We start from the raw sequence: 13,921 nt of genomic DNA, 5'->3' as shown, positions 1-13,921 counted from the left end.
AGCTACTTGCGGGGCCGCTTCGTGTTCGTGCGAACACCCAACAGCACGTCCTCCCAGTGCGGGGTGACGGCCTTGCGGCGGCGCTTCTGCGGCTGCTCGCCGTCCGGATGGCGCAGGAAGTCCCCCTCGGTCACGGTTCCTTCGGTGCTCCCGGTTTCCTCGGCACCGTCTGCCTCGGCCGGCTCATCGCGGGCGGGGCTCGCGCTGCCGTCCCAGTCGTCCTCCCCGTGCGCGTCTACTGCCGTGAGGCTGCGGACCGGCTGGACAAAGTCCGGGTCGGTCAGGTCGGCGGCAACGGAGTTGCGGGCCTCGGTAGACGCGGGCGAGCCCATGGAGCGCTTCAGTGTCCACTGCGCCTCGTTCTCCGTCAGGCCAGCCCGCCAGCGCAGGTGGACGACCCACGGCTCGCCCGGCTCGCGGGTGGCGTCCCACTCCGCGTCGGAAAGCGAGTGCCCGCGGGCCGCGAACGCGGTCGCCAGGATCTCAAACAAGGTCAGCTTCGCCGGGCCTTCGTCGCGCACCGGGTGCGACTGCTTCGCCGCCTCCGCGATCTGCATGCGCTCCAGCACGACAGGGTGCGAGTAGGTATCGACGCGGCTGACGGCCACCCCCATCTCGTCCGCCAGCTCCTGGGAAGTGGCACCAGCGCGAATCCGCGCCTGGATCTCGCGCGGCGGCATGGTCAGCGGGTTGGTCAGCAGCGGGTCCGGCTCGGGCAGGCCCCGCTGCTTGCTCAGTGCGCTGTACTCGGGCGTGTCGTCGTGCTCAGCGGGGGCCTCGGGCTCCTGCTTCTCGACGTCCACCTCACCCTCTTCCACCGCAACGAGCGGCGCGGACTCCGCCGCCTCTTCGCTGTCTTCCGCCTGCTCTGCGGCGGGGGAGAAGAGCGGGGCGAACTCCGAGCGGGCGATCTGGAAGCTCACGCCTTCGGAATCCCGGAGAACGAAAAACTTCTCCGTAGACTCGTCTGCCATCAAATACAGCTCGCGCATGCTTCTCCCTTCGACCTCACAGTTCACCCCAGCCTAGCGCACCCGCAGGTGTTTACTGCTGGCCCACGCCCTGGGCAAGCAGCCAGTCGATCGCCTTGGTCAGCGTGGTGACGTCCTGGGAGTCAATCGCCGGGAACATGCCGATGCGCAGCTGGTTGCGGCCCAGCTTACGGTACGGCTCGGTGTCCAGGATGCCGTTCTCACGCAGCGCCTTCGCCAGCTGCGCGGCGTCCACGCGCTCGTCGAAGTCGATGGTGCCAACCACCAGCGAGCGCTGCGCCGGTTCCTGCACGAACGGGGTCGCCAGCTCGTGCGCGTCCGCCCAGCCGTACAGGGCCTCGGCGTTGGCGGAGGTGCGCGCCACCATGCCGTCGAGCCCGCCGTTGTCGTTCATCCACTTGACCTGGTCGGCGAGCATGAGCAGGGTCGCCACGGCCGGGGTGTTGTAGGTCTGGTTCTTGCGCGAGTTGTCCACCGCGGTCTGCAGGTCCAGGAAGGCCGGGATGAAACGGCCGGAGTCCTTCACCTTGGCAATGCGCTCGATCGCGGCCGGGCTCATCGCCGCCAGCCACAGGCCACCGTCGGAAGCGAAGCACTTCTGCGGGGAGAAGTAGTAGATGTCAGCTTCCTGCATATCCACGGGAAGCCCACCGGCGCCGGAGGTGGCGTCGACAAGCACGAGCGCGTCGGTGTCCGGGCGCTTCACCGGCACCATCGCACCCGTCGAGGTCTCGTTGTGCGCCCACGCCACGACATCGGCCGCCGTGCCGTCGAGCGCGGCAGGGGAGGGGGCAGTGCCGGGCTCGGCCTCGACGCGCTGCGGCTGATCGAGCCACGGGGCCTTCTCCGAGGCCTTCGCAAACTTCGAGGAGAACTCGCCGAAAGTGAGGTGGGCCGATTGCTTCTCGACGACACCGAACGTCGCCGCATCCCAAAACGCGGTCGCCCCGCCCAGCGAGAGCACAATCTCGTAGCCCTCGGGCAGGTTAAACAGCGCGGACAGACCCTCGCGAACTTCGCCGACGAGGTTCTTCACTGCCGGCTGGCGGTGCGAGGTGCCGATAATGCTCGCGCCGCGTGCAATGGCGTCGAGCTGCGCCGGGCGGACCTTGGAGGGGCCACAGCCGAAACGGCCGTCTGTCGGCAGGAGATCGGAGGGGAGAGTGGGGAAAGAGCTCATGAAAACCTACATCCTCGAAAATTGGAAAGAACACTGCGTTCGCGTATGCAGTGCATAATATTATGCCTGCCGCATGAGGGTTGTGTGGCCACTTTCTTTCAGATGTGGCGTTCTGTGCGTGGGCTGTGGCTTGTCATGCGTGTCACAAACTTTGCTACGATGGCTTAGGTAATTCTTCGGCGATGGCCGGATTCAACGTGAGCAATCGTGGAAAGGCACATTGTGGCATCTGAGAACAAAGAGAAGGCGGTACTCCACTACCCAGGTGGCGAGTACGAAATGGACATCATGCAGGCTTCCGAGGGCAACGACGGTGTTGTCCTCGGCAAGATGCTGGGTGAGACCGGCCTGGTGACCTTCGACCCGGGGTACGTGTCCACCGGCTCGACCGAGTCGAAGATCACCTACATTGACGGTGATGCGGGCATTCTGCGCTACCGCGGCTACGACATCGCTGACCTGGCGGAAAACGCCACCTTCAACGAGGTCTCTTACCTGCTCATCCGCGGCGAGCTGCCCACCACCGATGAGCTGGACAAGTTCAACACCGAGATCCGCCACCACACCCTCCTGGACGAGGACTTTAAGGCGGCGTTCAACGTCTTCCCGCGCAACGCGCACCCGATGGCCGTGCTGGCCTCCTCGGTGAACATTCTCTCCGCGTACTACCAGGACCAGCTCAACCCGCTGGACGAGGAGCAGCTGGACAAGGCCACCGTGCGCCTCATGGCGAAGGTGCCGATGCTGGCGGCGTACGCCTACCGTGCATCCCAGGGTAAGCCGTACATGTACCCGGACAACGCGCTGAACGCGCGCGAGAACTTCCTGCGCATGATGTTCGGTTACCCGACCGAGCCGTACGAGGTTGACCCGGTGCTGGTTGACGCGCTGGACAAGCTGCTCATCCTGCACGCGGACCACGAGCAGAACTGCTCCACCTCCACTGTCCGCATGATTGGTTCCGCGCAGGCGAACATGTTCGTCTCCATCGCCGGCGGCATCAACGCTCTGGCTGGCCCGCTCCACGGCGGCGCAAACCAGGCTGTGCTCGAGATGCTCGAGGACATCAAGAACAACCACGACGGCGACGCCACCGACTTCATGAACCGCGTGAAGAACAAGGAAAAGGGCGTCCGCCTCATGGGCTTTGGCCACCGCGTGTACAAGAACTACGACCCGCGCGCGGCGATCGTCAAGCAGACCGCGCACGACGTGCTCGAGCACCTGGGCGGCGACGAGCTGCTCGACCTGGCTATGGAGCTCGAGGAGATCGCGCTGAAGGACGACTACTTCGTCTCCCGCAAGCTGTACCCGAACGTGGACTTCTACACGGGCCTGATCTACCGCGCCATGGGCTTCCCGACCGACTTCTTCACGGTCCTGTTCGCCATTGGCCGCCTCCCGGGCTGGATCGCACAGTACCGCGAGCAGCTGGAGATGAACACCAAGATCAACCGCCCGCGCCAGATCTACACCGGCTACCAGCAGCGTGACTTCGTTCCGCGCGACCAGCGCTAGGACAACCTGCAGGTAGCTGCGCCGGATACCCGCCAAGTACGGCATTTCCCTTATACTTTGGGGAAACCGTGCTTGGCGGTTTCGCATTTTCACGCGAGTTTGTACTGAAGAGTTTGTACTTAAGGAGCATCGACACACATGGAAAAGCCCACCATCACTATCCCCGACGCGCCCGCCCCGACCGACTTGGTTGTCAAGGATCTTGTCGTCGGCGAAGGCGCTGAAGCGGTGGCAGGCGGCTACATCAAGGTGCACTACCTCGGCGTGGATTACGCAACCGGCGAAGAGTTTGACTCTTCCTGGGACCGCGGCGAGGTCGCGGAGTTCCCGCTCGCTGGCCTGATCGAGGGCTGGCAGGAAGGTATCCCCGGCATGAAGGTCGGCGGGCGCCGCGAGCTGATCGTGCCGCCGGAAAAGGCCTACGGCCCGGCCGGTGGCGTGAGCGCGCTCTCTGGGCGCACGCTCGTCTTTGTCATCGACCTGCTTGACGCGAACTAAGGCGGACACAATGCGAATCCCCGTAACAACTCTCAACGACGGTTACGATTTCCCGTTGCTGGGCCTGGGCACCTACAAGCTGGACCCGGCGGATGTCGAGGCGGTCCTGCGTCGTGCCATCGAGCTGGGCTATCGCCACATTGACACCGCGGCGTTCTACGGCAACGAGGAAGCCGTCGGCAAGGCGATTGGCGACGCAATCGCGGCTGGCGACGTCACCCGCGAGGACCTGTTCGTAACCACCAAGCTGTGGAACGACGACCAGGACCGTCCCGCCGCCGCGTACCAGGAGTCGCTGAAGCGTCTGAACCTGGAGTTTATCGACCTGTACCTGGTGCACTGGCCGTGGCCGCAGCGTGGCCTGTACGTCTCCGCCTTTGAAGAGCTGGTGCACCTGCAGGGGATGGGCCAGCTGCAGTCGGTCGGCGTGGCGAACTTCTATCCCGAGGTGCTGGACGAGATCATCCAGGCCACCGGTGTCGCGCCGGTGCTGAACCAGATCGAGTTGCACGCGGGCTTCACGCAGCAGGAGCTGCGCGACTACCACGCGAAGCACAACATCCTCACCGAGGCGTGGGCCCCGCTGGCGCGCGGCAAGAACTTCGACGACCCGGCGATTGCCGGCGTGGCCGCCAAGCACGACGCGACGCCTGCGCAGGTGGTCCTGGCCTACCTGCTGCAGATGGGTGTTTCTGTGGTGCCGAAGACGGCGAACCCCAAGCGTCTGGAGGAAAACCTCGGCGCGCTTGAGCTTTCGCTGGACGCGGAGGATATCGCCGCGCTTGATGGGGTACAGGGCGAGCGGATGTCTGGCGATCCGCTGACCTTCCCCGGCGACGTGGAGTAACCCCCGGGCGTGCGCCTGGTGCACGCGAGGGCCTATCTGATGCAGATAGGCCCTTTTTTGCTGCGCTTTTCTGCTGCGCTACCTCCGGGCGGGGGTGGTCGTACGATCATTAGTTTTTCCTGCTAAAAGCGTGTTTTGGGGGTAGGAGTCACTCCCTGTCACACTTTGCCTAAAACAATCATTCACGTGCATTGTGTGGGATAGGTAACATGCCATGTGTCGAGTTGCAGGTTACACACACGCTCTTCAGTGTGGGCCCGCAGCGAGCATTCGAGAACTTGTACATGACAAGAAAGGATCGAAGCCGTGTCTGGATCGACTTCTATCCCACAACGCCGGGAGCCAACCCCGGAAGAGTTTGTGGCCATGCAGAACAGCCCGGAGTTTCAGGAACTCCGCAAGACCTTCCGCGGGTTCACCTTCCCCGTGTCGGTCGCGTTCTTCCTGTGGTTCCTGGTCTTCGTCGTCGTCGCCACGCTGATGCCAGAGGCGATGGCAACCCCGTTCCTGGGTATGAACGTCGGGCTTTGGCTGGGGCTGGCCCAGTTCTTCACGACGTTCTTGATCACCTGGATCTACGTGAAGTGGGCGAATAAGAACCTTGAGCCGCGTGCGGCTCGTATCCGAGAAGAAATGGAGGGCTAAGCGATGCAGGATTTCAACCTCGCTGCTCCAGAAGCAGCCGCTGCCGGCAACCCGATCCTGAACATCGCGGTGTTCGCGATCTTCATCGTCGTCACCCTCTACGTGGTGACCCGAGCAGGCAAGACCACGAGCGAATCGGCCGACTTCTACACCGGCGGTTCCTCCTTCAGCGGTACGCAGAACGGTCTCGCCATCGCCGGCGACTACCTCTCCGCCGCCTCCTTCCTGGGCATCGTCGGCTCGATCGCACTGAACGGCTACGACGGCTTCCTGTACTCCATCGGCTTCTTCGTCGCCTGGCTGGTGGCCCTGCTGCTGGTGGCGGAGCCGCTGCGTAACGTCGGCCGCTTCACCATGGCGGACGTGCTGTCCTTCCGCCTGCGCCAGAAGCCGGTCCGCGTGGCCGCCGCCTTTGGCACCCTGTTCGTCTCGCTGTTCTACCTCATCGCGCAGATGGCCGGCGCTGGCTCGCTGGTGTCGGTGCTCCTTGACCTGCACAGCTTCTCCGCACAGGCCATCTGTGTCGCGGTTGTCGGTGTGGTCATGATCATCTACGTCCTCGTCGGCGGCATGAAGGGCACCACCTACGTGCAGATGATCAAGGCGGTCCTCCTGGTCGCAGGTGTGGCCATCATGACCGTCCTGGTCTTCATTAACATCCGCGGCGGCATGGGCACGCTTTTCGACGGCGCGATCAACGCCCACGCAAGCTCGGCGCATATCGCAAAGGAGGGCTACGAGGCTGTCGACATTATGAAGCCCGGCCTGAAGTACGGTGGGTCGCTGACCAGCCAGATCGACTTCATCTCGCTTGGTGTGACCCTCGTTCTGGGTACCGCAGGCCTGCCGCACGTGCTCATGCGCTTCTACACCGTGCCGACGGCGAAGGAAGCCCGTAAGTCCGTGACCTGGGCCATCGTGCTCATCGGTGTCTTCTACCTGTTCACCCTGGTGCTCGGCTACGCTGCCGCAGCCCTGGTTGGCCCGGACCGCATCCTCGCAGCACCGGGCGGGGCGAACGCCGCGGCACCGCTGCTCGCCTTCGAGCTTGGCGGCTCCTTCTTCATGGCGCTGATCTCCGCTGTCGCCTTCGCGACAGTGCTCGCGGTGGTCTCCGGTCTGGCTATTACGGCCTCTGCATCCATCGCCCACGACGTCTACGCCTCCGTCATCCGCGACGGCGAAGCATCCGAGGACGAGCAGGTCCGCGTCTCCCGCATCACCGTGGTGATCCTGGGCATCGTCTCCATCATCCTGGGCATCCTGGCGATGTCCCAGAACGTTGCCTTCCTGGTCTCCCTGGCGTTCGCCATCGCGGCATCCGCCAACCTGCCGACCATCCTGTACTCCCTGTACTGGAAGCGCTTCAACACCACTGGCGCAGTCGTGTCCATCTACACCGGCCTGATCTCGGCACTGCTGCTGATCTTCCTGTCCCCGGCAGTATCCGGCACGCCGACCTCGATGTTCCCGAACGCCGACTGGTCCATCTTCCCGCTGTCCAGCCCGGGCATCATCTCCATCCCGCTCGGTTTCCTCGGCGGTATCATCGGCACCTTCCTGGGCAAGCCGGACAACTTCGAGGAGAAGCAGGCAGAGATGGAAGTCCGCTCCCTCACCGGTGTGGGTGTGGAGGCTCCGGTCGACCACTAAACCACTTCCTGCGTACGCGTTCTTGCCGCTGTAAGGACTGTTACACGGACGGTTGCAAGCACCGCCCTGGCCATCTGGCCGGGCGGTGCTTTTGCGTTGGTGGGGTCTGCGCGGCTCTGGGGACGGCGGGGCACCGACTTGTGGCTGGGTTTTGCGGCGCTGCAAATGGAGCTAGCTCCGTTTGGCGTTCGCGTTGACAGCCGACCTGGGCTTTTCTGCTCGCTGGGACCGTAGATGGAGCTAGCTCCATTTAGACAAACAGCGCAGAGTCGGCCTGCGGTTTCCCATCCGCCGCTACCGTAAATGGAGCTAGCTCCGTTTAGACCAGACCGCTCAGACCCCCCAAGACAGCTCTCAGAAACCAACCGCCCCCGCACGCAAAAGACCTACCCGGCCTGCACCACGACCATCCAGATGGCTACCAGGTGGCAGATCGCCGCGGCGACGGTCGCGGTGTGGAAGTGCTCGTGGTAGCCGTAGTAGCGGGCGCTGCGCCCGGGCCACTTGAATCCATACACCAGCGCGCCGAGTGTGTAAATCACACCGCCGGCAAACAGCAGCCAAACCACCGCGGCACCAGCCTCGTGCCAGAGCGTCGGAAGTAGCGGCACGATGATCCAGCCGAGCCCTACGTACACCACGACGTCGAGCCACCGCGGGTGGTTAATCCACACAAGGTTGAGGATCGCCCCGCTGATGCCGCCAGCCCACGCCACCGTCAGCATGAGCGCTGCGGTTTTCGGCGCAAAGACGATCAGACATAGCGGGGTATACGTCGCGGCGATGAAAATCGAGATGGTCGCGTGGTCCGCGCGCCGCCACCATTGCACAGTCTCGGCGCGCTGCCACGGCCAGAGGTGGTACGCGGAGGACACCCCGAACAGCAGCACCACGCCCGCGCCGTAGAGCGTGACCCCGAGTGCCTCGTACCAGGCGATCGTCATCCATGCGAAGGTGATCAGCACCGCCGACGACAGCGCGGACAGCGCCGCCGCGAAGAAGTGGAACCAGCCGCGAATCAGCGGGCGCTCGCCGCGGTCCGCCATGATGTAGGAGCGTTGAATCTGTCCTTCGTTGAGCACCGTCATGCTTCTCCCGGGGGTTGCGGCTGTTTCTAGGGAATCACCCTAGCGCTTTTTCGCTTCTCGACGCCGCCTCTACGGCAAGTAACGACGCCAATCAACAGACGACGACAGCTGGCTCGAGCTCTGGACGAGCGCGTTGACGTCGGGAAGCGGCAGCCCGCCCACGCGACCTGGGGTCCACTGGCCCCAATCCGCGGTGTAGACATTGTTGATGTCCACCTGCAGGCCCTGGATCGTGCCGACGTACTTGGCCTTCTGGTGAATATTGGCGCGCGGGTGGAGCCGGCCTTGCGAACCCCAGTCGTGCTGCCAGAAGAACGTGCCGATGCGATCCTCGATGCACCACTGAATCACGTTGTAGTTGCCGTACACACCCGTCTTCAGGCCTGCAGCGCTCAGCGCGAGCTGGAAAGCCTGCAGGTACGGGCGGATTTGGTTGACGTACTGGTCGCGGGTGGGGTTGTCGTCAATCGCGACGTAGATCGGGCGACCGTTCGGCCCACCTGCTGCGCGGTGAAGCTGGATCGCCTGCGGAGCGTGCTTCGCCGCACCCGCGGCACCGGCGAGCCAGTCGGCGGTCTCTGCGCGCCCGAACTGGTAGACCGACGCAGTCGCGAGGCCATTCGCGGCGAAGTCCCGCGTCTCCTCGATCGTGACAGGCTTGCCCAGCATCCAGGTCGCGCCGGGGCGGCGCTGCGAGACGTAGCGCACCGCACCCATGTGGCCGGCGGCCTTCACCGCAGCGCCAGACGGCACCCCGGCCGAGTAATCGACCACGGTGCCGAGGACACGGCCCTGGGCGTGGGCTTGCATGGTGGAGCCAAGAGTTGTGCCCGCGACTGCGAGCGTGGTGGTTTGGAGGAAGCGGCGTCGATTAAAAGTGGTCACACCTATAACTTTAGCAACACTTACGGTGCGGGTTGGGGAGCGCGGATCGTCCATGCAGCAATCGCCGTGGTGATCGGCACCGCCAGGACCAGCGCGATCGCGCCGATACTTGAGCGCATGATCTCGGTGGCGACCACGTCGGAGGTGAGCACCTGCGTGAGGGGGCGATCGGCAACCTGGAGTAGCATCGACAGCGGGAGGGCAGCACCCATGTATGCCAGCACCAGGGTGTAGACCATCGAGGCGATGTGGTCGTGGCCGACCTTCATCGCGGAGGAGAACACGGCGCGGGGCCGGGCGTCGGGCGAAGTTTCGTACAGCTCCTGCACCGTAGAGGCTTGTGCAATGGTGACGTCGTTGAGCACACCGAGCGTGCCGATGATGAATCCGGCGAGCATAATGCCTGGTACTTGCACCTGGGGAGGTACAAGTGAATGAGGAGGTTGTTTTCGTCGGCAAGCCCGCGAAGCTGCGTCGTGTCGATGGCAAGGTGTGCCGCGAGCGCCGCAAGCCCCAGCGCCGTCAGGGTGCCAGCCAGGGCCGACGCGGACTTCCAATTCCTGCCGTGCACAACAAAAATGACAGGGAAGAGCACCGCGGCACCCGTCACCAGGGAAAGCCCCACGGGGCTATAGCCGAGCAGCAGCCCGGGGACTAGGAAGCCGAAGATGACAAGTAGGGTGCACAGCAGGCCGAAGATCGCGCGCACGCCGCGCCACGTCCCAACGGCAACTACCACCAGCAGCGTGAGCGCGAGCCACAGGCCGAGCGGCACCGAGCGGTCCATGTCGAGGAAGGAATACGAAGCCTCAGGGTTATGATGCACCGACAGCACCACGCGGTCGCCGACCGAAAGCTCTGGGGCACCAGGCTGCTGGGCAGCCTCGATGGTTGTGGTTCCCCCGGACTTGAGCTCGACGCGCAAGAAGTCGCACTCAGGCTGGTTTGGTGTTGCGACGCCACCACAGGGAGCCACCGAGTGCTCAATGACGGTGGCCTTGACGGTTTCCGCCGTAGACGTTTGCGTCTGCTCAAACCCGGGCAGGACCTCCGGGTGCTTGCCGCCTGGCCACAGTAGGGCGAGGCCTGCCACCGTGACGACGCCCGCAACCGCGAGGAACGCTACGAGTACGCCGCGTGCCGTGCGCAGTGGGGACGGTGAGGACTGGGTTGCGTGGCGTGCCAACGGGGCTCCCTTGTGAGATCAGTACTCGGACAATCAGACTGATTGTAAAGCTACTTTGCGACAAGTGCCCCATACGTCGCTTCGAAGCGGTCGCGGAGCTTCCTGAAGTAGTCGCTGTGTTCACCCACGCTTCGGTAGCCTTGCCCGAACGGTGGCGTTGCCCGCTGCACCTCAGGGGCGATGGCGTTGAGAGCGATGAGTACGGTGCCACGCAGGGTGGCGCGCTTCATCTCCAGGGGGGGACGACCTCGCAGCCGGGCGCATCGGCAAGCACCGACAGCCACGCCGGGTGGTCGGCCGTGACACGGCCGGAGGCCACGACGCGCTCCGGGAGCGCACCTGCCTCCTTGAGCTGCTCGTAGACGCAGAGATACGACATTGCGATGCCCTCAAACGCGCCACGCCATAGGTCGGCTGGTGTGGTCGCTGCAGTGACACCCAAGAACTGCGCCTGCGCGGTGGCGGCCAAGCCCGTGGAGCGTTCGCCGCTGAAGAATGGAAGCACCAACGGGGCGCGCCCCGGCCCGGAGGAAAGTACCGCGGCGATGTCGTCCGGGGCCACCGGCTGGATGGTTTCTTCGAGCCATGTGACCGCGCGACTGACGTCGTTGAGTGCACGGTGCGACCACGGCGCAGGCTGCGAGAACTACGTCCAGAATTATCGGTCGTTGCGGCTGCACGGAGCCGATCAGGCAGGCGGCGAGTAGCACCATCGCAAAACCGAGGTCTCGGTATCTAGACCGACGAATCGTTTCCTGCACGTCCACGTTGAGCCAGGATAGTGTTCACGCGCATCGCTTACGTCGTACTGCGGTATTACGTTGAAGGCGAGTATGCGAATACATTCCCGCCACATGGAGTACTAGCCACCAAGAGCGCCCCAGAGAGCGCCCCAGAGGACAAGAGCGCCCCAGAGAGGAATCGAACCTCCGACACCTTCTTTAGGAGAGAAGTGCTCTATCCACTGAGCTACTGGGGCAATAGTGCGAGGGTACCGCACCCTCGCGTCGCACTGAAAATCAGCTGCGCACTGAAACTCAGCTGCGAGCTACGCGCCCGTCAGCTCTTCGTGTTTGCGGCGTACCGCGGAGGCTCCCGGGTTCGTCTCGTGGGTGCCGTCGGAGTACAGGACGGTGGGGACGACGCGGTTGCCGTCGTTGACGGACTCGACCCAGGCTGCGGCGTCCTCGTTGCCTTCGGCTTCGACGTCGACGAGGTCGTACGGGGTTTCGGTGCGGTCCAAGTTCTTGCGCAGGCGTGCGCAGAAGGGGCACCACTCGGTGGCGAAGATAGTGACAGGGGACTTGGTTTCAGGGGTTGCAGCCATGGTTTAGTTCCTTACTCTTTCGTATCGTTGGTGCTTAAAGCGGGTTCCGGTCCGGGAGGTCTCCCACTCGCCGTCGCGTACCAGGGTGAATTCGGGGCCCAGGTGGGGCGCGAAGACTGGGTTGGGGAGGGAGGGGGCGACGTGGGCGTCGATAAGCGTGAGCGCTATGACGTCGACCAGATCAAGGGTGGCCTCGTAGATTTGGCCGCCGCCCATGATCCAGGCGTCGGTCTCCAGGTCCGGCAGGTCGGTGGAGACGAACGCTCCTTCCGACCACGCGCCCGGTTCGCGCGAGCTGAGCACGTGGTTGGCGCGGCCCGGCAGGGGCTTGAACGGGAGGGACTCCCAGGTCTTGCGGCCCATGATGACGGGGTGGCCCATGGTGACCTCTTTGAAGAACTTGAGGTCCTCCGGGACGTCCCACGGCATGTCGGTGCCGGTGCCGATGACTCGGTCGAGCGATTGCGCCCAGATCGCGCCCAGCACTAGACGGACACCTGTGCCTTGATCGTCGGGTGCGGGTCGTAGCCGACGACTTCGATGTCGTCGAAGTCGTAGTCGAAGAGCGACTCCGCCTTGCGCAGCTTGAGCTGCGGGTAGGGACGCGGCTCGCGGGAGAGCTGCTCGCGGACCTGCTCGACGTGGTCGTTGTATATGTGGCAGTCACCGCCCGTCCAGATCAGCTCGCCGACCTTCAGGCCGGCTTGCTGCGCGAACATGTGCGTGAGCAGGGCGTAGGAGGCGATGTTGAAAGGCACGCCGAGGAACATGTCGGCGGAGCGCTGGTAGACCTGCATGCTCAAAGTCCCGTCGACCACGTAGAGCTGGAAGAGCAGGTGGCAGGGTAGAAGCGCCATCTTGTCCAGCTCGGCAACGTTCCAGGCGGAGACGATGTTGCGGCGTGAATCCGGGTTTTCCTTCAGCGTGCGCAGCGCCTCGGCGATCTGGTCCACGTGCGCCCCGTCCGGGGTGGGCCAGGAGCGCCACTGCACGCCGTAGACCGGTCCGAGCTCGCCGTCCTCGTCGGCCCACTCGTTCCAGATACGGATGCCGTTGTCCTTGAGCCAGGCAATGTTGGACTCGCCGCGCAGGAACCAGAGCAGCTCGCCGACCACGCCTTTGAAGAAGACCTTCTTGGTGGTCAAAAGCGGAAACGAGTCGGCCAGGTCGTAACGTAGCTGGCGGCCGAACAGGCTCACGGTGCCGGTGCCGGTGCGATCACCCTTGGCCTTGCCATGCTCGGAGATTTCGCGCAGCAGATCCTCGTAAGGGGTGGGGACCGTCACTGAGCGACCCCCTCAAAGCTGCCGTGCTCCTCGTAGTACTTGGCGCAGGCAGAGAGGACATCGTCGGCGATCTCCGGGCGGCAGATCACCATGTCGGGCACGTAGGTGTCCTTGTTGTTAAAGCGCATGGGCGTGCCGTCCAGGCGGGAGCAGTGCAGGCCCGCCGCCAGCGAGACGCCGACCGGGGCGGCCTGGTCCCACTCGTACTGGCCACCGGCGTGCACGTAGGCGTCGTAGTCGCCCAGCAGCACGTGCATTGCCTTCGCACCGGCGGAGCCGACCTTGGCGGTTTCGAACCCAAGGACGTCGGCAACGGCCTCGGCCACGGCCGGCGGGCGGTTGCGCGAGATGGCGACCTTGCCGGCGAAAGGCCCGGAGACGTGGCGCACGTCCGAAGACTTAAACACCACGCCCAGATCCGGCAGGCCGACGGCCGCGTGGGTGGGCACGCCGTCTTCCACCAGGGCGATGTGGACGGCCCAGTCCTGGCGGCCGGTGGCGAATTCCTTGGTGCCGTCGAGCGGGTCGACGATCCAGACGCGGTTGTTATCCAGCCGCGATTGGTCGTCCGCCGCTTCCTCGGAGAGGAATCCGTCGCCCGGGCGGTGCTGCTCGAGTACGCGCGCGATCCAGTTCTGGGCCAGGTCATCGCCTGCCTCGCCCAGCTCGCGCCCTCGCAGCAGGCCGACGCCGCGGATCCCCTTGAGGATCTCGCCGGTGCCTTGGGCAATTAGGTTGGTCAACCGGGAGTCAGAATACTGCGCAGTCATAGTTCAAACACTACCGCAGTTTGCGGCCCCGTTATCCTTAACTTCT

The 13,921-nt window shown here is 64.3% G+C and carries 14 protein-coding genes, 1 tRNA gene and 1 pseudogene; 5 read left to right on the top strand and 11 right to left on the bottom strand.

Features of this window, described 5'->3' with window-relative positions:
• Positions 1-2: 2 nt before the first annotated feature.
• Positions 3-992 (bottom strand): septation protein SepH, encoded by a 990-nt coding sequence (gene sepH, locus HMPREF2990_RS11790; RefSeq protein WP_070764789.1) that lies wholly within the window; start codon positions 990-992, stop codon positions 3-5.
• A 52-nt stretch (positions 993-1,044) separates the two neighbouring features.
• Entirely contained in the window at positions 1,045-2,172 is a 1,128-nt protein-coding gene (gene serC / locus HMPREF2990_RS11785) for a phosphoserine transaminase (RefSeq protein ID WP_070764788.1), read from the bottom strand.
• A 204-nt stretch (positions 2,173-2,376) separates the two neighbouring features.
• On the opposite strand from serC, the gene HMPREF2990_RS11780 reads away from it, so the two are divergent.
• The 5 genes from HMPREF2990_RS11780 to HMPREF2990_RS11760 all read left to right on the top strand — a co-directional run bounded on the left by HMPREF2990_RS11780 (position 2,377) and on the right by HMPREF2990_RS11760 (position 7,333).
• Positions 2,377-3,690: a citrate synthase gene (locus tag HMPREF2990_RS11780; protein ID WP_083317177.1), complete on the top strand. Its 1,314-nt coding sequence runs from the start codon at positions 2,377-2,379 to the stop codon at positions 3,688-3,690.
• Between the two features lie 138 nt (positions 3,691-3,828).
• Positions 3,829-4,188 (top strand): FKBP-type peptidyl-prolyl cis-trans isomerase, encoded by a 360-nt coding sequence (locus HMPREF2990_RS11775; protein WP_070764787.1) that lies wholly within the window; start codon positions 3,829-3,831, stop codon positions 4,186-4,188.
• A gap of 10 nt (positions 4,189-4,198) precedes the next feature.
• Positions 4,199-5,035, top strand: a complete 837-nt coding sequence (locus tag HMPREF2990_RS11770) for an aldo/keto reductase (RefSeq protein ID WP_070764786.1) — start codon at positions 4,199-4,201, stop codon at positions 5,033-5,035.
• A 366-nt stretch (positions 5,036-5,401) separates the two neighbouring features.
• The gene (locus tag HMPREF2990_RS11765) at positions 5,402-5,680 is read left to right on the top strand and encodes a DUF485 domain-containing protein (RefSeq protein WP_070764785.1); all 279 of its coding nucleotides are present in this window, start codon (positions 5,402-5,404) and stop codon (positions 5,678-5,680) included.
• A gap of 3 nt (positions 5,681-5,683) precedes the next feature.
• Entirely contained in the window at positions 5,684-7,333 is a 1,650-nt protein-coding gene (locus HMPREF2990_RS11760) for a solute symporter family protein (RefSeq protein ID WP_070764784.1), read from the top strand.
• Between the two features lie 386 nt (positions 7,334-7,719).
• Here the strand turns inward: HMPREF2990_RS11760 and HMPREF2990_RS11755 are convergent, their stop codons facing one another.
• The 9 genes and pseudogenes from HMPREF2990_RS11755 to HMPREF2990_RS11710 form a co-directional block, all read right to left on the bottom strand.
• Positions 7,720-8,421: a PAQR family membrane homeostasis protein TrhA gene (locus HMPREF2990_RS11755; RefSeq protein WP_070764783.1), complete on the bottom strand. Its 702-nt coding sequence runs from the start codon at positions 8,419-8,421 to the stop codon at positions 7,720-7,722.
• A 69-nt stretch (positions 8,422-8,490) separates the two neighbouring features.
• Positions 8,491-9,360 (bottom strand): DUF1906 domain-containing protein, encoded by an 870-nt coding sequence (locus tag HMPREF2990_RS11750; RefSeq protein WP_083317176.1) that lies wholly within the window; start codon positions 9,358-9,360, stop codon positions 8,491-8,493.
• Positions 9,327-10,093 (bottom strand): annotated as a pseudogene (locus HMPREF2990_RS11745) (YibE/F family protein). Before HMPREF2990_RS11745 ends, HMPREF2990_RS11750 begins: the two are co-directional and overlap by 34 nt.
• Positions 10,094-10,718: 625 nt before the next feature.
• Positions 10,719-11,054, bottom strand: a complete 336-nt coding sequence (locus tag HMPREF2990_RS11735) for an FGGY-family carbohydrate kinase (protein ID WP_070764781.1) — start codon at positions 11,052-11,054, stop codon at positions 10,719-10,721.
• 344 nt (positions 11,055-11,398) lie between these two features.
• A tRNA-Arg gene (locus HMPREF2990_RS11730) sits at positions 11,399-11,471 on the bottom strand.
• A 69-nt stretch (positions 11,472-11,540) separates the two neighbouring features.
• On the bottom strand, positions 11,541-11,819 hold the full coding sequence (locus HMPREF2990_RS11725) for a mycoredoxin (RefSeq protein WP_070764780.1): 279 nt from the start codon (positions 11,817-11,819) through the stop codon (positions 11,541-11,543).
• Between the two features lie 3 nt (positions 11,820-11,822).
• The gene (locus HMPREF2990_RS11720; protein ID WP_070764779.1) at positions 11,823-12,305 is read right to left on the bottom strand and encodes a dihydrofolate reductase; all 483 of its coding nucleotides are present in this window, start codon (positions 12,303-12,305) and stop codon (positions 11,823-11,825) included.
• A complete protein-coding gene (locus HMPREF2990_RS11715) occupies positions 12,305-13,105 on the bottom strand; it encodes a thymidylate synthase (protein WP_070764778.1) in 801 nt (266 codons plus the stop codon). The genes HMPREF2990_RS11720 and HMPREF2990_RS11715 overlap by 1 nt, the downstream gene beginning before the upstream one ends.
• On the bottom strand, positions 13,102-13,875 hold the full coding sequence (locus tag HMPREF2990_RS11710) for a 3'(2'),5'-bisphosphate nucleotidase CysQ (RefSeq protein WP_070764777.1): 774 nt from the start codon (positions 13,873-13,875) through the stop codon (positions 13,102-13,104). Before HMPREF2990_RS11710 ends, HMPREF2990_RS11715 begins: the two co-directional genes overlap by 4 nt.
• Positions 13,876-13,921 lie beyond the last annotated feature (46 nt).

Origin of the sequence: Corynebacterium sp. HMSC071B10 (genome assembly GCF_001814825.1) — a bacterium.
GTDB lineage: Bacteria > Actinomycetota > Actinomycetes > Mycobacteriales > Mycobacteriaceae > Corynebacterium.
Note: the sequence above shows the minus strand (reverse complement) of the source record. Positions and strands in the feature narration are given on the sequence as shown.